This window comes from Streptomyces sp. NPDC052016 (assembly GCF_044548445.1).
In the GTDB taxonomy this organism is placed as follows: domain Bacteria; phylum Actinomycetota; class Actinomycetes; order Streptomycetales; family Streptomycetaceae; genus Streptomyces.
On sequence record NZ_JBIUBX010000013.1, the window covers coordinates 116,051 to 132,676 of the forward strand.

Consider the following 16,626-nt stretch of genomic DNA (forward strand, 5'->3'; position numbering starts at 1 on the left):
GGGTGAGGTCGGGGGTGACGGGGAAGGGTCCCGGCGCTGCGTCGTCCGGCGAGTCAGGGTGAGTTGGGGCCCCATCGCGGCGACGAGGCGTTCGTCGGCGGGGACGGGCTCAGGGGCCTGGTCGCCCTCGCCCGGTGAAGGGCGAGGGCTTCGGGTCCTGCTGACTCACCGCGTCAGGCGAGAGACACCTCCACCGGAAGCTTCTTGATGCCGTTGACGAAGTTGGAGCGCACGCGGGGGACGTCTCCGGCGAGGCGGATGTCCGCCAGGCGCGGGATGAGCTCCTCGAACATGATGCGGATCTCGGTGCGGGCCAGCAGGTTGCCCAGGCACAGGTGGGGGCTGCCCTTGCCGAAGGTGACGTGGTCGTTGTCCCGCCGGGTGACGTCGAAGTCGTAGGGGTTGCCGAAGACCTCCTCGTCGCGGTTGCCGGAGGCGAACCACATGACGACCTTGTCGCCCTCCTTGACCTGCTTGCCGCCGAGTTCGACGTCGCGGGTGGCGGTGCGGCGGAAGTGGTAGACGGGGGAGGCCCAGCGCAGGAACTCCTCGACCGCGGTGGGGATCAGGGAGGGGTCGTCCTTGAGGCGGGCGAGCTGTTCGGGGTGCTGGAGGAGGGCCAGCATGGAGTGGGTGATGGTGTGCCGGGTGGTCTCGTTGCCGGCGACGACCAGCAGCAGGAAGTAGTTGTCGAAGTCCTGGGGGGAGAGCGGGACGCCGTCGCGCGGGGTCTCGTTGACGAGTTTGGAGATCAGGTCCGTGCCGGTGCCGCCGCGCCGCTGCCGGGCCAGTTCCCGGCCGTACTCGAAGACCTCCAGGGAGGCGGGGGAGCGGAACGGCAGGTCGCGGTACTTCTCGCTCTCGTCGCTGTGCAGCAGGACGTCCGCGTAGTCGGGGTCGGTGTTGCCGATGATGCGGTTGCCCCAGTCGATGAGCTGCTGGTTGTCCTCCGGGGGCACGTCGAGCAGGCGGGCCAGGACGTTGATGGGGAAGTCGGCGGAGACCTCGCTGACGAAGTCGAAGGTGCCCTTGGCCAGCGCGGCGTCCAGGGTGGTGGCGGTCAGGCCGCGCAGGAAGTCGGCGTAGCTGTTGATGACGCTCGCGCCGAACTGCCGCTGGAGCAGGCTGCGCAGGGCGCGGTGGCGGACGCCGTCCAGCTCCAGGATGGAGGCGCGCTTCTTGATCTGGTCGTCGTCGACCTCTTCGAGGTTGACGAACCGGGTGGAGGTGAAGGTGTCGGCGTCGCGGTCGACGCGGGCGATGTCGGCGTGCCGGGTCACGGCCCAGAAGCCGGAGTTGGGAGCCTCCTCGGGCTGCCAGTGGACCGGGTCCTCGTGGCGCAGGGTGTGGAACATGCGCCAGGGCGTGACGCCGTCGGCGAAGTGGTCGAGGTCGGCGAGGTCGACCTGTTCGAGCGGCAGCGGCTCGGCGAGGCGGGCGCGCAGCTCGGCGCCGGTGGTGGGCACGACGGGGAGGGTGGGGCTTGTCATGGTGGTTCCTTAAGAATGTCCTGGGCGGTGACGGCGGGGTGATGGCTTCGGGCGGCCGGGGCCTGTCGTTCGGGTCGGGTCGCGGGGAGGCGACGGTGCTGCGGCGCTTTCTCGGTGCCGGGGAGCGGGGCCTGGTGCGGCCGACTGCAAGGGCGGAGGAGGCGGACGAGGCAAGGAGGCGGCGACGCGGGGCATCGACGACCGGCGGCTACGCAGCAGAGGTGCGTGCCGGATCCCGCGTCCGCGGCGTGGCCCGGACGGCAGGCCCTAGAGGTGGTAGGCGTACTCCGTGAACTCCCAGTCGGTGACGTGCCGTTGGAAGCGGGCGACCTCGTCGCGCTTGTACGAGAGGTAGGAGGCGGTGAAGTCCTTGCCGAGCACCTCGGTCAGCGCGGTGTCCGCCTCCAGGGCGTCCAGGGCCGCGGGCAGCGTCATCGGCAGCGCGGCGGCCTTCGTGGTGTCGTAGCCGTAGCCCTCCAGCGGAGCGGGCGGCTCCTCGCCGGCCAGGACGCCCAGCAGGGCCGCCGCGATCGTGCCCGCGATGAGCAGGTAGGGGTTGGCGCTCGCGTCGCCCAGACGCAGTTCGAGGCGGGAGCCGGAGCCGCGCTCGGGCGGGATGCGGACCATGGCGCTGCGGTTGTCCATGCCCCAGTCGATCAGCCAGGGCGCGAGGGTGTCGGGGCCGAAGCGTTTGTAGGAATTGACCGTGGGGTTGGCCAGCGCGGCGAGTGCGGGGGCGTGGGCGAGGACGCCGGCCACCGCGTGGCGGGCGGTGGCGGACAGGCCGTAGGGGGCGGACGGGTCGTCGAAGGCGTTGTCGCCCCGGTCGTCCACGCAGGACAGATGGAGGTGGAAGCCGGATCCGCCCGCGCCGTTGAACGGTTTGGCCATGAACGTGGCGAGGCGGCCCTCCTTGCGGGCCAGTTCCTTGACCGCCGCCTTGAAGCGGAAGGCGCGGTCCGCGGCCCCGACGGCGTCCGAGTGGGTCAGGTTGATCTCGAACTGGGAGCCGTCGAACTCGTGGTTTCCGCTGCTGACGCCGATGTTCAGGTCGCGCAGCCGGCGCAGGGTGCGCAGCAGGTGGTTGTCGTCGTCAGCGCGCAGGCCCGCGGTGTAGACGACACCTTGGGCGTCGCTGTAGCGGCGCCAGCCCGCGGCGGTGTCCGGGGCGGCGTCACACAGGAAGTACTCCAGCTCCGGGCCCACGACCGGGTGCAGTCCGTGCTCGGTACAGCGGTCGATGACGGCGCGCAGCAGGTCGCGAGGGGACTCCGGCGCGGGCAGCCCGGTGGCCGGGTCGGTGACCTCGCCCAGACAGGTGGCGACGCCGGACTCCCACGGCAGGGCGGTCAGGGTGTCCAGGTCGGGGCGCACGCAGATGTCGGGCAGGCCGGCGTCCAGTCCGCCGGCCACGGGGACCACGTCGCCCTGGGGGCTGGTGTGGTAGACGGCGCGGCAGAAGGCGAGGCCGTGGTCGACGGCCGAGGGCAGGTGGTCCAGCAGGACGTCCCGGGCCCGCTCGGTGCCGATGAGGTCGGGATAGGTCACCCGGACCACGTCGATGCCCTCGGCGGCCAGCCACTCCATGTGCTGGCGGACGGTCGGGGTGTCGGATGCGCTCACCGGTGTCTCCTCCAGGGGGAAAGGGGGCGCCTCCCGGAGCGCGGAGCGCTGGGGGAGAGGGAGGGGGCGCGGCTTCGGACTGCGAGGGGAGTGCGCAGGACGCCGTGCTTGTTTGGTGCCAAACGGTATGGACGCCTCCACCTTCCCGCAAGGGGTCTGTCGCAAAAATTTATCCATCCGGATAGCTATTGACCAGGCCCTCGCCGCTTCCTATGTTGTTTGAAGCCAAACGAGTCAGGGGTCGGCGTCAGCCCACCCCTTTGGCCGGGGCCCGGCCCCCGACGGTCCGGGCCCCTTCACCTCTCTCCCCGACGCCCCCTCAGTACCAGGAGGACCGGCCATGAAGGTCGTCGTCGACATGAACAAGTGCCAGGACCACGGCCAGTGCGTCTTCGCCGCACCCGACGTCTTCAGCTTCGACGACGCCGGCCGCCTGGCTTACGTCCCCGACCCCGACGAGGCGCTGCGCGACGAGGTCGAGGAGGCCGCCGACGTCTGTCCGCTCCAGGCCATCCGGATCGAGGACTGAGCCCGTGAGCGCGTCCGTCGTCGTCGCCGGCGCCTCCATGGCCGGCCTGCGCGCCGCCGAGCAGCTGCGCGCCGCGGGCTGGGGCGGGCCGATCACCCTGATCGGCGACGAGCCCCACATGCCCTACAACCGGCCTCCGCTCTCCAAAGAGGTCCTGGCCGGCAAGGCGCCCTTCGAGTCGCTCGCCTTCCGGCCCCGTGCCAGCGTCGCCGACGCCGAGTGGCGGCTGGGGACGAAGGTCCTCCACGCCGACCTCGACCGGCGGATCGTCGAGCTCGACGACGGCGAGGCGCTGGCGTACGGCGGCCTCGTCGTCGCCACCGGCATGCGTCCCCGCCGGTTGCGCTGCCCCGGGCCCACCGCCGGCCGGCACACCGTCCGCACCCTGGCCGACGCCCAGGGGCTGCGGGAGGCGCTGACCCGGCCCGGCGCACGCGTCGTCGTGGTCGGGGCCGGCTTCATCGGCTGCGAGGTGGCCGCCACCGCCGTGGCCCTCGGCGCCGCCGAGGTCACCGTGGTCGACCCGCTGCCGCTGCCGATGGTCGGACCCCTGGGCGACCTGCTCGCCAGGGCGCTGCTCGACCGCCACGAGCACAGGGGCGTCCGCTTCGCCCTCGGCACCGGCGTGACCGGCTTCGAAGGCGACGACCGGGTCACCGGAGTGGTCCTGGCCGACGGCACGGTGCTTGCCGCGGACGTCGTCGTCGAGTCCGTCGGCTCCGTCGCCAACACCGAGTGGCTCGACGGCAACGGCCTCGACCTGACCGACGGCGTCCTCACGGACGAGCACCTCCGGGTCGGCGGCCGCCCCGACGTGATCGCCGTCGGCGACGTCGCCCGCTTCCCCAACGCCCGCTACGACGGCGTGCCCCGCCGCGTCGAGCACTGGTGCATCCCCACGGACACCGCCAAGCACGCCGCCCGCGTCCTCGCCGCCCACCTGAACGGCACGGAGGCCGGCCCCGCTCCGTTCGCACCGCTGCCCACCTTCTGGAGCGACCAGCACGACTTCCGGCTCCAGTCCTTCGGTGCCCCCGCTCTCGGCAAGGAGGACGTACGCGTCCTGGACGGCGACCTCGACGGGGACGTCCTGGTCGGCTACCACGCAGCCGGTCGGCTGGTCGGCGTCGTCGCCCTCGGCGGTCAGGCCGCCGCTGCCGCCGCCGCCCGCCACCGCGCCGAACTGCTCGAGCAGCCCGCCCTCACCGCGTAACCACTCCGCGCAACCACCTAAGGAATCCCAGTGACCCGTGTCCGTGGATACTTCCACCCCAAGACCGCGACGGGTGCCTCGTCGCTGATCCCCTCACCGCCGTGGCGCTACTCCGGCGACCTGCTCACCGTCGAGTACCGCACCGACCCGGCACGGGTACGCGAGCTGCTGCCCGAGCCGCTCCAGCTCGCCGACGAGGACCCCGGCGCGGTGGCGCTGATCTGGGCCGACTGGCAGTCCTGCTCCGCCGCGGGCGACGAACTGCTGGACCCGGTGCTCGCCCAGTACAAGGAGGCCTTCGCGGTCGTCCGCTGCACGTACAGGGGACAGACCTACACGCGCTGCGTGTACATCTGGGTCGACAAGGACTTCGCCATCGCCCGCGGACTGCACCAGGGCTACCCCAAGAAGCTCGGCTCCATCCACCAGACCCGCCCGCACCCCTACGGGCCCGCCCCGCGCATCGAGGCCGGCGCCCGCTTCGGCGCGACCCTCGCCGCCGCCGACCGGCGCCTGGCCCAGGCCGTCGTGACCCTGCGGGAGCCGTCCGAGACCAACGGCTTCGTCAACGGTCACCCCATGGCGCACCACCGCTGGCTGCCCTCCATCGAGAAGGGCGAGGGCCTCGCCCTCGACGAGCTGATCGAATCCGGCGCCGCCTCCTTCGAAGGCGGACAGCCCTGGGTGGGCGACGCCGAGCTGGAGCTGTTCGAGGCGCCCACCGAGGAGCTGGCCCGCCTGGAGATCCGCGAGCCGATCGCCGCGTACTACCGGCAGGTCGGCGTGGTCTGGGACGGAGGCCGGCTGCTGGAGTCCGGCACGTCCGGCGTCGAGTGAACCCGCCCCCCACCACCCCAGGAGCCCTGCGATCATGAGCGAACACCTCACCACCGTCGCCGGCGTCGCCGTCGACACCCGGCACTGGATCGGCGGCGAGCGCGTCGCCTCCACCGAGACCTTCACCGACGTCTCGCCCATCGACGGCAGCACACTCGGCGAGATCTCCCGGGGCACCGCGATGGAGGCGGCCGCGGCCGTCGCCGCCGCCAAGGCCGCCTTCCCCGGCTGGGCCGCCACCCCCCGCGCCGAGCGCGCCCGCATCCTCCACGCCATCGCCGACGGCGTCGAGAAGCGCCTCGAAGAGCTGGCCGTCGTCGAGACCACCGACAACGGCGCCCTGCTGCGCTCCCACCGCCGTGGCGTCATGCCCCGCGTCGCCCACAACTTCCGCTTCTTCGCCGACTGGCTGCTGACGCTGGAGCACGAGGACTTCACGACGTACACGGGCGGCTCCGCCGCGGGGCGCGGGCACACCAACCACGTCAGCTGGGACCCGGCCGGACCCTGCGTCCTGATCACCCCGTGGAACGCGCCTCTCATGCTGGCCACCTGGAAGGTCGCCCCGGCGCTGGCCGCCGGCGACACGGTGATCCTGAAGCCCGCCGAGTGGACACCGCTCACCGCCTCGCTGCTCGCCGACATCGCCGCCGAGGCCGGTCTGCCCGCCGGCGTCCTCAACGTCGTCCAGGGCTACGGCTCCGAGATCGGCGACGCCCTCACCTCCCACCCCGACGTGCGGCGCATCAGCTTCACCGGCTCCGTGCCGACCGCCCAGCGCATCTCGGCGTCGGCCGCCGCCAACCTGACGCCCCTGAGCCTGGAGCTCGGCGGCAAGTCCCCGCTGCTGGTCTTCGCCGACGCCGACCTCGACCTCGCCGTCGACCTCGCCGTCGAGCAGTACGACAACGCCGGCCAGGTCTGCCTCGCCGCCACCCGGATCCTCGTCGAGGAACCGGTCGCCGAGGAGTTCACCCGCCGCTTCGTGGAGAAGGCGGCGCGGCTGCGGCAGGGCGATCCGCGCGACGAGGCCACCGACATCGGCCCCAACATCCACCCCCGCCAGCTCGAGAAGATCGACGGCTTCGTCCAGCGGGCCCTCGCGGCCGGCGCCCGCGCGGTCATCGGCGGCCACCGGGGCGACGGCCAGTACTACGCGCCCACCCTCCTCACCGACGTCGCCCAGGACTCCGAGATCGTCCAGGAGGAGGTCTTCGGCCCCGTCCTGACCCTCCAGACGTTCACCGGAGAGGACGAGGCGGTCCGGCTCGCCAACGACACCCGCTTCGGTCTGGCCGCCACCGTCGCCACCGGCGACCCCGATCGCGCCGAACGCGTCACCGCACAGCTGGTCGCGGGCACCGTCTGGGTCAACTGCTTCTTCGTCCGCGACCTCCAGGCACCCTTCGGCGGCTCCCGCCACTCCGGCGTCGGCCGCGAGGGCGGCACCTGGAGCTTCGACTTCTACTGCGACCTCAAGAACACCGTCACCGCGCCGAAGGGATGGAAGAACCATGGGTGAGATCGTCGGGGCGGGGCTGCTCGCCCACGTCCCCACCATCGTGCTGCCCGAGCAGACCCGGCTGGAGTTGAACGAGGGCAAGGAGATCACCCTCGTCACCGGCCTCCAGCAGCTCCGCGAGGACGTCTTCGCGCGCGACGACTACGACACCGTCGTCGTCCTCGACTCCCACTGGGCCACCACCGTCGAGTTCGTCGTCACCGCGCAGGACCGCCGGGCGGGCCTGTTCACCTCCGAGGAACTGCCGCGCGGCATGTGCCGCATGCCCTACGACTTCCCCGGCGACCCCGAACTCGCCCACAACATCGCCTCCTTCGCCGACAAGCACGGCACCTGGATCACCGCGATCGACGACGCCTGCCTGCCGATCTACTACGCCACGATCAACCTGTGGAAGTTCCTCGGCGAGGGCCTGCCCGACAAGCGCTGGGTGACCATCGGCGTCTGCCAGACCGGCGACATGGAGGATCATCTGCGCCTGGGCCGCGCGCTCGCCGACGGCATCGCCGCCACCCCCGGCCGCCGCGTGCTGCTGATCGCCTCCGGTGCCCTGTCGCACACCTTCTGGCCCCTGCGCGAGCTGCGGGACCACGAGGCCAGCGACCCGGCGCACATCTTCACCCCCGAGGCCCGCGAGGCGGACCACGAGCGCATCGCCTGGTTCAAGGAGGGCCGCCACGACAAGGTCCTCGACACCATGGACGAGTTCTGGAAGTACAAGCCCGAGGCCAGGTTCTTCCACTACCTGATGATGGCCGGCGCCCTCGGCGAGCAGGCGTGCATCGCCAAGGCCCGCCAGTACGGCGCGTACGAGAACTCCATCGGCACCGGCCAGGTCCACCTCTGGTTCGACCGCCCGGCCGACGGCTGGACCGGCAGCAGCACCACCACGACATCCCAGGAGCCTTCCCATGCCTGAGTACCGCCGCATCCTCCTCGACGGCGCGGCCGTGGAGACCGTCCGCGACGGCGACGAGCTGGTCGCCGGCGACGGCCGTCGCGTCAAGATCGAAGACGCCCAGCACCTGCCCCCGGTGGTCCCCTCCAAGGTGATCGCCGTCCACCTGAACCACCGCAGCCGCGTCGACGAGTTCCGGATCGGACTGCCCGACACCCCGACCTACTTCCACAAGCCGACCTCGTCGCTCAACAGCCACCAGGGCGCGATCGTGCGGCCCGAGGGCTGCAAGTGGCTCAACTACGAGGGCGAGGTCGCCATCGTCATCGGCAGGACGGCCCGCAACATCTCCCCGGCCGAGGCGGGGGAGTACATCGCCGGCTACACGGTCGCCAACGACTACGGCCTGCACGACTTCCGCGACACCGACGCCGGCTCGATGCTCCGCGTCAAGGGCTCCGACACGCTGTGCCCTCTCGGTCCCGGCCTGGTCACCGACTGGGACTTCCACGGGAAGCGGCTGCGCACCTACGTCAACGGCGAGGTCGTCCAGGACGGCTCCACCGACGAGATGACCTGGGACATGCACTACCTCGTCGCCGACATCGCCCGCACGATCACCCTTTGCCCCGGCGACGTCCTGCTGTCCGGCACCCCGGCCAACTCCCGGCCCGTCCAGCCCGGCGACGTCGTCGAGGTCGAGGTCGAGGGTCTGGGCCGCCTGACCAACCATGTCGTCACCGGCCCCACCGCCATCCGCACGGACGTCGGCGCCCAGCCCACGGAGTCCGAGGAGGTGCTCTCCACCGCTCTCGGCGGCGACTGGGAGTTCCGGGGCATCAGGCCGCCGAAGCGCTGACCGGAGCCGCCGGTAGGGTCGTCGGCATGACCGACTCCGCCGAGCCCGCCGGTGAGCGCCGTACCCGCAAGCGCGTGACGAACTACGGGACGGGGCGGGCCGCCCTGCTGGACGCCGCCGTCCGTGTGGTGGCCCGGGGCGGTCTGCGCAAGCTCACCTACCGGGCCGTCGCCGAGGAGGCCGGGGTCACCCACGGGCTGGTCGTGCACCACTTCGGTTCGCGGGACGCTTTGATCGAGGAGGCCGTCACCCACGCCGTCCGCTCCTCGCTCAGCAACAGCACCCTCGGGCTCGGCACCGGCAAGCCCGCCGAGTTCGCCACCGGCCTGACGCAGATGGTCGAGTCCGGTCCCGAGCTGCAGGCCTTCCAGTACGAGCTGCTGCTGGAGGCGCGGCGCAGGCCGGAGCTGCTGCCGCAGCTGCGGAGCCTGTACGAGGAGTACTTCGAGGCCACGAGGCGTGAGCTGTCCCGCATGCTGCCGGGACCCGTGGAACGCGGCACGTCGCGGCTCGTCTTCGCCGCGCTGGAGGGCCTGGTCCTGCACCAGCTCGTGTTCGGTGAGCGCGAGGTCACAGAAGAGGCGCTGACGGAGCTCCGGACCCTGTTGGAGAGGCTGGCCGAGGGCCACCACGCCGAGAGCTGAATCAGGACTTCTCCGAAGTCGCTGTCGCGTACCCGCGCCCCGCTGCCGACGTGCCCGGATCACGGCGTCGTAAGGATGCGCGGCGCGGCTGGATTCCCTGTTCCCACCCCCTTGTCAAACGGATAGTTCGGCCCCAGGATGAGGCAACTCGTTTGGCCTGAAACGACCCTTCTCTCTGGCAGGTGATCCGAGTGGACAGTCAGACGGCTTCCGCCCAGCGGACCGTACGGGACGCCCCCACTGCAGCCACACTCAAGCCCAACGCCCTGGGCGTCCTCGGCATCCTCTTCTTCGTACTGTCCGGTCAGGCTCCGCTGACGGGTATCGCCGGCGCCGCCCCGATCTCGGTCGCCATCGGCAACGGATCCGGCACCCCGGCCGCCTATGTGGTGGCGGGAACCGTGATCCTCCTCTTCTCCGTGGGGTTCGTCGCCATGGGCCGGCACGTCGTGGACGCCGGCGCCTTCTACACCTACATCGGCACGGGCCTCGGCCGGGCGGCCGGCGCGGGCAGCGCGAGCGTCGCCCTGTTCGCGTACTGCGTCATCCAGGCGTCGATGTACGGTCTGTACGGCTCGATCGTCAGCGGTCTCGTCGCCGACCACACCGGGGTCGACCTGGCGTGGTGGGTGTACGCGCTGGCCACGATGGCCGTGGTCCAGGCCCTGGGCGCCGCCGGCATCGAGATGGGAGCCAGGATCCTGGCCGTCTTCGTGCTCGCCGAGTTCAGCATCCTGCTGGTCTTCGCCCTCGTCACCCTGTTGGAGGGCGGCGGCCCCGAAGGACTCGGCGTGGCCGACAGCTTCTCCGCCTCGGCGGCGCTCCAGGGCGCGCCCGGGGTCGCCGTGATGTTCGCCGTGGCGTCGATGTTCGGCTTCGAGGCCACCGCCATCTACGGCGAGGAGGCCAAGGAGCCCAAGAAGACGGTGCCGCGGGCCACCTACCTGTCGGTGATCGTCGTCACCGTCTTCTTCGCCCTCACCTCCTGGACGCTCATCTCCGCGCACGGTGCCTCACAGGCGCCCGCGGCGGCGGGCGAGGCACTGGCCGCCGGGGACTCCGCCGGTTTCGTCTTCGCCCCCATCGCCGACCAGTTCGGCGGCTGGGTCAACGACGTCCTGCCGATCCTGCTGGCCACCTCCCTGTTCGCCGGTGTGCTCACCTTCCACAACTCCGCCAACCGCTACCTGTTCTCCCTCGGCCGCGACGGACAGCTCCCCGCGGGCCTGTGCCGCCTCAACACCCGGCACGCTCCCTGGGTCGCCGGCTGTACCCAGACCCTGATCGCCGCCGCACTGGTCGTGCCGTTCGCGCTGGCCGGCGAGGACCCGGTGCTCACCCTCTTCTCCTGGTTCAGCGGCCTGGCCGTCCTGGCGATGATGCTGCTCTACCTGCTGACCTCGGTGTCGGTGGTGGTGTTCTTCCGCCGCCGGCGCGTCGACTCCCGGACGTGGAACACCCTGGTCGCCCCGGTGCTGGGCGCGCTCGGCATCGCGGGCGCGATCTGGCTCATCCTCGCCAACTTCACCACCCTGATCGGCGGTGAGGCGAGCACGGCCGTGTGGCTGGTGCTCTCCGTGCCCGTCGTCATGGCGCTCGGCGTGCTCAACGAACGGATCCGTCGCCGGCGCGCCGCACCCGCGACCGTCTGATCTCCCCGTCCACGGCGCGCGCCCGCACTCCGGGCACGCGCCCGGGCGGAACCCCGTCCCCCTTCCTCTCCCGTTCCCTACCGCTTCACCGACGTGGTCTGGAGGACCGCATGACCACCGCCACCCACGACGACTGGCTGCACCGCGCCAAAACGTTCGCCCCGCGCAGCACCCATCTGATCGACGGTGCCGACGAGCCCGGGGGCGGCAGCACGTTCTTGGCCGTCTCGCCCCGCGACGGCCGGGTCCTGGCCGAGGTGGCCGACGCCGGCGCGGCCGAGGTGGACGCCGCCGTCGCCGCCGCACGCCGCGCCTTCGACCACGGCCCCTGGCCACGCCTGGCCCCCGCCGACCGCGGTCGGGTCCTGACCCGCCTCGCCGACCTCCTCGAAGAGCACAGGCAGGACCTGGCGCTCACCGTCACCCTGGAGATGGGCAAACCGATCACGGACGCCCACGACATCGAACTGCGCGCCGTGACCAACACGTTCCGCTGGTACGGCCAGCTCGCCGACAAGCTCACCGACGAGTCCCCGCACACCGCGCCGGACGCGCTCGCCCTGGTCACCAGGGAACCCGCCGGGGTCGTCGGCGCGGTCGTGCCGTGGAACTTCCCGCTGACGCTCGCCGGGTGGAAGGTCGCCCCGGCCCTGGCCGCGGGCTGCACGGTCGTGCTCAAGCCCTCGGAGAACTCGCCGCTCTCGGCGCTCCTGCTCGGCCGGCTGGCCCTGGAGGCAGGTCTGCCGCCGGGCGTACTCAACGTCGTGGCGGGCGACGGCCCGGTGGCCGGCCGCGCCCTCGGACTCCACCCCGACGTGGACGTCCTGGCCTTCACGGGCTCCACCGCGGTCGGCCGCCACTTCCTGCGCTACGCCGCCGACTCCAACCTCAAGCGCGTCTGGCTCGAACTGGGCGGCAAGTCACCGAACATCGTCCTGCCCGACGCCCCCGACCTGGAGAAGGCCGCGGCCACCGCCGCCTGGGGCATCTTCTTCAACCAGGGCGAGATGTGCACCGCGCCCTCCCGGCTGCTGGTGCACTCGTCCATCGCCGAACAGGTCACCGAGGCCGTCGTGGCGCGCGCCCGCGCCCTGCGCGTCGGCGACCCCCTCGACCCCGCCACCGAGATGGGCGCCCTGGTCGGCCGGGACCACCTCGACCGCGTACTCGGCCACGTCCACGCCGCGGTCGACGACGGCGCCCGGCTGCGCGCCGGCGGCGCCCGCACCCTCACCGAGACCGGCGGCGTCTACCTCGAACCGACCGTCTTCGACCAGGTCGACCCGGCCGGCCGGCTGGCCCGCGAGGAGATCTTCGGACCCGTGCTGTCGGTCCTCACCTTCGACGACCTCGACGAGGCCGTCGCCCTCGCCAACGCCACCGAGTACGGCCTCGCCGCCGGGCTGTGGACGTCCGACCTGTCCACCGCCCACCAGGTCTCCCGGGCCCTCAAGGCCGGCACGGTCTGGGTCAACTGCTACGAGGAGGGCGACCTGACCGTCCCCTTCGGTGGCATGAAGCAGTCCGGCAACGGGCGCGACAAGTCCGCCCACGCCCTGGAGAAGTACACCGAACTGAAGACCACCTGGATCCAGCTGTGACCCACCGCCCCCTGATCGCGATCCCCGCCCGCTTCTCCGCCACCACCTCCGCCCTGCGCTACGCCGCCGAGGTCAACGCCCGTGCCTTGATCGACGCCGTCTGGCGGGCGGGCGGCGAGCCCGCCACCCTCCACCCGCACGCCCCCGGCGGGACCGCCGACCCCGCCGAGGTCGCCGCGCGCCTCACCCGCTTCGACGGCCTCCTGCTCCCCGGCGGCGGCGACCTCGCCCCCCACCGCTACGGCGCCGGCGACACCCACGAGGCCGTCTACGACGTGGACGAAGAGCAGGACGCCTTCGACCTGGAACTCGCCCGGCAGGCCCTGTCCCGCGGCCTGCCGACGCTGGCCGTCTGCCGCGGCCTCCAAGTGGTCAACACGGTCCTCGGGGGCACCCTGCACCAGGACATGGGCGGCCCCGAGCGCGAACACCGGCACGTCCGGCACCCCGTCTCCTTCGCCCCCGGCTCCGCCCTGACCCGGATCACCGGCGCCGACAAGGCCGAGGCGTCCTGCTACCACCACCAGCACGTGGACCGGCTGGGCGAGGGACTCACCGTCACCGCCCGCGCCGCCGACGGCACCGTCGAAGCCGTCGAACTCGCCCACGGCCGGGCCTGGTTCGTGGCCGTGCAGTGGCACCCCGAGGACACCGCGCACGAGGACCCCGCCCAGCAGCGTCTCTTCGACGCGCTGGTGCGGGCCGCGCACGGAACACACTGAGAGCACACTGAGACGAAGGCACCTTTCGACGGCGCTCTTCCGCCGCCGCACCGCCGAAGCCCCCCGTCTGGCGCCGGAGCTCGAGGACGCGGCGCTCGGCCGCGTCCTGGGGGCACTGGCCGGCGCACCCGCCGCGGGTCCCCAGGACATCCTGGTGGCCCGGACCGAGCGGCTTCTGCGAGACGCGGGCGGCGACTGGGACCGGCGCGGCCACCGCGTCACCGTGCTGGCCGGGGCCGCGCCCGCGCCGGCCCGGCGGTGGCGGCTGAAACATCCGCGCAGTGCCGACGCACTCGTCCTGCACGCCTGGGCGGACGTGCTCACCGCGCGTCTCACCGGTCGGCTCGACGCGGCCGCCACGCTGGACACCTGCCGGCGCGCCGCCGACGCGGCATCCGCCGACCCCACGCCCTGGGTCGCCCTGCTCGCGGCCCTGTGCGTCGAGGGCCGGACGAGTGCCGCGCTGACGCCGGTCCGGAAGGAGATCGCGGCGCGTGACCCCTGGAACCGCGAGGCGTACCTGACGATCCTCGTCCACCTGTCGCCGGACGGGCAGGGCAGCCAGGCGGCGCGACGGGAATTCCTCGACGACGTGCTCACGGTCATGCCGCCGCACATGCCGCCCGCTTGTCTGCCGCTCGCGGCAGCCGTCGACCAGTACCACCGCGAGCTCCCCGGAAGCGGGCTGAGCGCGCTGGTCGCCGCCCGCTACTGGGAGCAGCCGCAGAACGCGCGCCTCCCGGACCGGATCGCGGCGCAGTGGCTCCAGCCCGGGCACCTGCGCCACGCGGCCCGCGTCGCCGACCTCAACCTGCTGGCCTACGCCCTCGCGAATGCGGGCCGGACCGAGGAGGCCGGACGGGCTTTCCACGCCACGGAGAACCTGGTGTGCCCCTCGCCCTGGCGACACGAGGGCGACCCGGTGGAACGCTACGCCCACTGGAGACGACGGTGCGGATGACGGGCGGGCGGGGGAGCGGGCGGGGCGGGCCGGGGTGCGCCGTCCGCTGCGGCGAGAGCGAGCGTGCTCACAGGCGGCCCCGTTCCTGCTCGGACAGGACGTGACGGGGATCTCGGTGCACGGTGAAGGCGGCGATCCCTAAGCTGATGCCGCCTGGCGCTCCGGCCGAGAGGAGCCGCACCGTGATCCAGCCGCGGGTCCTGGCCGGCAGGGCGTCAGCGCACTCAGCAAGCGGTCAGCAGCAATGGCTCAAAGACGGCCCCGTCAGCCGAAGACGAGCCGTTGTACGCTGAGGGAACAGCCCTTGACCTGCGAAAAAGCAGGCAGGGAGCCGCATTCAGGGAGCCCTTATGCTGCGCACCATGTTCAAGTCCAAGATCCACCGCGCCACCGTCACCCAGGCCGACCTGCACTACGTGGGATCCGTGACGATCGACGCCGATCTGCTGGACGCCGCCGATCTTCTGCCCGGCGAGCTCGTGCACATCGTCGACATCACCAACGGGGCGCGGCTGGAGACGTACGTCATCGAGGGTGAGCGCGGTTCGGGCGTCGTCGGGATCAACGGTGCCGCCGCCCATCTCGTGCACCCCGGCGACCTGGTGATCATCATCAGTTACGCTCAGGTGACCGACGCCGAGGCACGCGCCCTGAAACCGCGGGTGGTGCACGTGGACCGCGACAACCGCATCGTGGCCCTGGGCGCCGACCCCGCCGAGCCGGTGCCGGGCTCCGGCCAGGAGCGCAGCCCGCAGGCGGCCGTGTCCTTCTGACCGCCCCAGCCACCGCACCCCATCACCGAGGAGCGCGCCCATGAGTGACATCCGGATCCGCGACGACCGGGCGGCCGGCCGCCTCGAAGCCCTCGACGAGGGCGACGAAGTGGTGGGCCGCATCGAGTACTTCGTGCTGGAGTCGCCCGGGCGCGCCCTGGTCCCGGTGCACACCATCGTCGAGCCGGCCCACGAGGGCAAGGGCATCGCGGGCTCCCTGGCCCGTGAGCTGTACGTCATGTCCGCGCGCGAGGAGACCCCCGTCGCGCCGCTGTGCCCGTACGTCGTGAAGTGGGCCGGGCGCCACCCCGAGGAGGCCCCGGCGGCCGACCCCGCGCTGCTCGCCGCCGCCAAGGACTGGCTGCGCGCCCACCCCGGACGGTTCTAGCCGGTGCTGGCCCTGCTGCACACCTCGCCCCTCCACGTCCCGGTCTTCGAAGCCCTGCGCGACGAGGACCAGCCGGGCCTCGAGCTACGGCACTTCGTCGACGAGGACCTGCTCTCCCGGGCCCGGGCGGCAGGCCCCGAAGCGGTCGCGGCCGACGTACGGGGCGTGCTCGACCGTGCCGTGGCCGAGGGGGCCCGGGCGGTGCTGTGCACCTGCTCGACCCTCGGCGCGGTCGCCGAGGCGGCCGGGGCGCCGGTCCCGGTGGTGCGCGTCGACCGCCCGATGGCCGCCGCCGCGGTGGCGGCCGGCTCCGGCGTGGTCGTCCTGGCGACGGTGGCGAGCACCTTCGGCCCGACCACCGCTTTGATCGAGGAGGAAGCCCGCCGCGCGGCCCGGTCCGTCGCCGTCCGCACCGTCCTGGTCGACGGCGCCTGGGCCCGCTTCGAGTCCGGCGACACCGAGGGCTGCGACCGTCTCGTCGCCGACGCGGCCGACGCGGTCCGCGACGCCGACGCGATCGTCCTCGCGCAGGCTTCCATGACCGGGGCCCAGCGGCTCACCCGGACTCCGACACCGGTGCTGAGCAGCCCTCGGCCGGGTCTGGCGGCGGGGGCGCGGGCGGCTCTCGGCGGGGCTGACCCCGCGACCCGAGAGGCCCGGGCGGGCGCACCCACTGCCACCACCGGGTGACTGTCCGCGCCAGCCCCGGGTACGCGGGGGAGTAGTCCAGAGCCACGCTTCATCACTGGCCGGAGGACCCGATGACGAACCCCTACCCCGACCCCGTCCAGCCCCCGCCGACCCCTGGTCCGGAGCCGTACCCCACCCCGGTGCCGCCCCCCGAACCCCCACCGGGTCCGGAGCCCACCCCGCAACCCCCGGCGCCCCCGCACCCGGGTCCGCCACCCCCGGAA

General features: G+C 72.5%; 16 protein-coding genes. 14 read left to right on the forward strand and 2 right to left on the reverse strand.

The window, feature by feature from the left end:
• Positions 1–173: 173 nt before the first annotated feature.
• On the reverse strand, positions 174–1,490 hold the full coding sequence (locus ACIHAR_RS17990; RefSeq protein ID WP_365462370.1) for a cytochrome P450: 1,317 nt from the start codon (positions 1,488–1,490) through the stop codon (positions 174–176).
• A gap of 267 nt (positions 1,491–1,757) precedes the next feature.
• Positions 1,758–3,113 carry a glutamine synthetase family protein gene (locus tag ACIHAR_RS17995; RefSeq protein WP_400020301.1) on the reverse strand — a complete coding sequence of 452 codons (1,356 nt, stop codon included), beginning with the start codon at positions 3,111–3,113 and terminating at the stop codon, positions 1,758–1,760.
• Positions 3,114–3,453: 340 nt separating this feature from the next.
• On the opposite strand from ACIHAR_RS17995, the gene ACIHAR_RS18000 reads away from it, so the two are divergent.
• The 14 genes from ACIHAR_RS18000 to ACIHAR_RS18065 all read left to right on the forward strand — a co-directional run bounded on the left by ACIHAR_RS18000 (position 3,454) and on the right by ACIHAR_RS18065 (position 16,402).
• On the forward strand, positions 3,454–3,642 hold the full coding sequence (locus tag ACIHAR_RS18000) for a ferredoxin (RefSeq protein ID WP_365462374.1): 189 nt from the start codon (positions 3,454–3,456) through the stop codon (positions 3,640–3,642).
• A gap of 4 nt (positions 3,643–3,646) precedes the next feature.
• Entirely contained in the window at positions 3,647–4,855 is a 1,209-nt protein-coding gene (locus tag ACIHAR_RS18005) for an NAD(P)/FAD-dependent oxidoreductase (RefSeq protein WP_400020303.1), read from the forward strand.
• Positions 4,856–4,885: 30 nt separating this feature from the next.
• Positions 4,886–5,692 carry an acetoacetate decarboxylase family protein gene (locus ACIHAR_RS18010; protein ID WP_400020304.1) on the forward strand — a complete coding sequence of 269 codons (807 nt, stop codon included), beginning with the start codon at positions 4,886–4,888 and terminating at the stop codon, positions 5,690–5,692.
• Positions 5,693–5,726: 34 nt separating this feature from the next.
• Positions 5,727–7,214: an aldehyde dehydrogenase gene (locus ACIHAR_RS18015; protein WP_365462380.1), complete on the forward strand. Its 1,488-nt coding sequence runs from the start codon at positions 5,727–5,729 to the stop codon at positions 7,212–7,214.
• Positions 7,207–8,133, forward strand: a complete 927-nt coding sequence (locus ACIHAR_RS18020; RefSeq protein ID WP_400020306.1) for a 3,4-dihydroxyphenylacetate 2,3-dioxygenase — start codon at positions 7,207–7,209, stop codon at positions 8,131–8,133. Before ACIHAR_RS18015 ends, ACIHAR_RS18020 begins: the two co-directional genes overlap by 8 nt.
• Complete coding sequence (locus tag ACIHAR_RS18025) at positions 8,126–8,971, forward strand: fumarylacetoacetate hydrolase family protein (protein WP_400020307.1); 846 nt, start codon at positions 8,126–8,128, stop codon at positions 8,969–8,971. The genes ACIHAR_RS18020 and ACIHAR_RS18025 overlap by 8 nt, the downstream gene beginning before the upstream one ends.
• 26 nt (positions 8,972–8,997) lie before the next feature.
• Complete coding sequence (locus ACIHAR_RS18030; protein WP_400020309.1) at positions 8,998–9,615, forward strand: TetR/AcrR family transcriptional regulator; 618 nt, start codon at positions 8,998–9,000, stop codon at positions 9,613–9,615.
• Between the two features lie 191 nt (positions 9,616–9,806).
• Positions 9,807–11,267, forward strand: coding sequence for an APC family permease (locus ACIHAR_RS18035; protein ID WP_400020310.1), 1,461 nt, complete (start codon positions 9,807–9,809; stop codon positions 11,265–11,267).
• A gap of 110 nt (positions 11,268–11,377) precedes the next feature.
• The gene (locus ACIHAR_RS18040) at positions 11,378–12,868 is read left to right on the forward strand and encodes an aldehyde dehydrogenase (RefSeq protein WP_400020312.1); all 1,491 of its coding nucleotides are present in this window, start codon (positions 11,378–11,380) and stop codon (positions 12,866–12,868) included.
• A complete protein-coding gene (locus tag ACIHAR_RS18045) occupies positions 12,865–13,590 on the forward strand; it encodes a gamma-glutamyl-gamma-aminobutyrate hydrolase family protein (protein ID WP_365462391.1) in 726 nt (241 codons plus the stop codon). Before ACIHAR_RS18040 ends, ACIHAR_RS18045 begins: the two co-directional genes overlap by 4 nt.
• Before the next feature lie 154 nt (positions 13,591–13,744).
• Entirely contained in the window at positions 13,745–14,551 is an 807-nt protein-coding gene (locus ACIHAR_RS18050) for a hypothetical protein (RefSeq protein ID WP_400020314.1), read from the forward strand.
• A 350-nt stretch (positions 14,552–14,901) separates the two neighbouring features.
• Positions 14,902–15,324, forward strand: a complete 423-nt coding sequence (gene panD, locus ACIHAR_RS18055; protein ID WP_400020316.1) for an aspartate 1-decarboxylase — start codon at positions 14,902–14,904, stop codon at positions 15,322–15,324.
• 40 nt (positions 15,325–15,364) lie between these two features.
• On the forward strand, positions 15,365–15,712 hold the full coding sequence (locus ACIHAR_RS18060) for a GNAT family N-acetyltransferase (protein ID WP_400020318.1): 348 nt from the start codon (positions 15,365–15,367) through the stop codon (positions 15,710–15,712).
• 3 nt (positions 15,713–15,715) lie between these two features.
• Positions 15,716–16,402, forward strand: coding sequence for an aspartate/glutamate racemase family protein (locus tag ACIHAR_RS18065; protein WP_400020320.1), 687 nt, complete (start codon positions 15,716–15,718; stop codon positions 16,400–16,402).
• Positions 16,403–16,626: the final 224 nt, after the last annotated feature.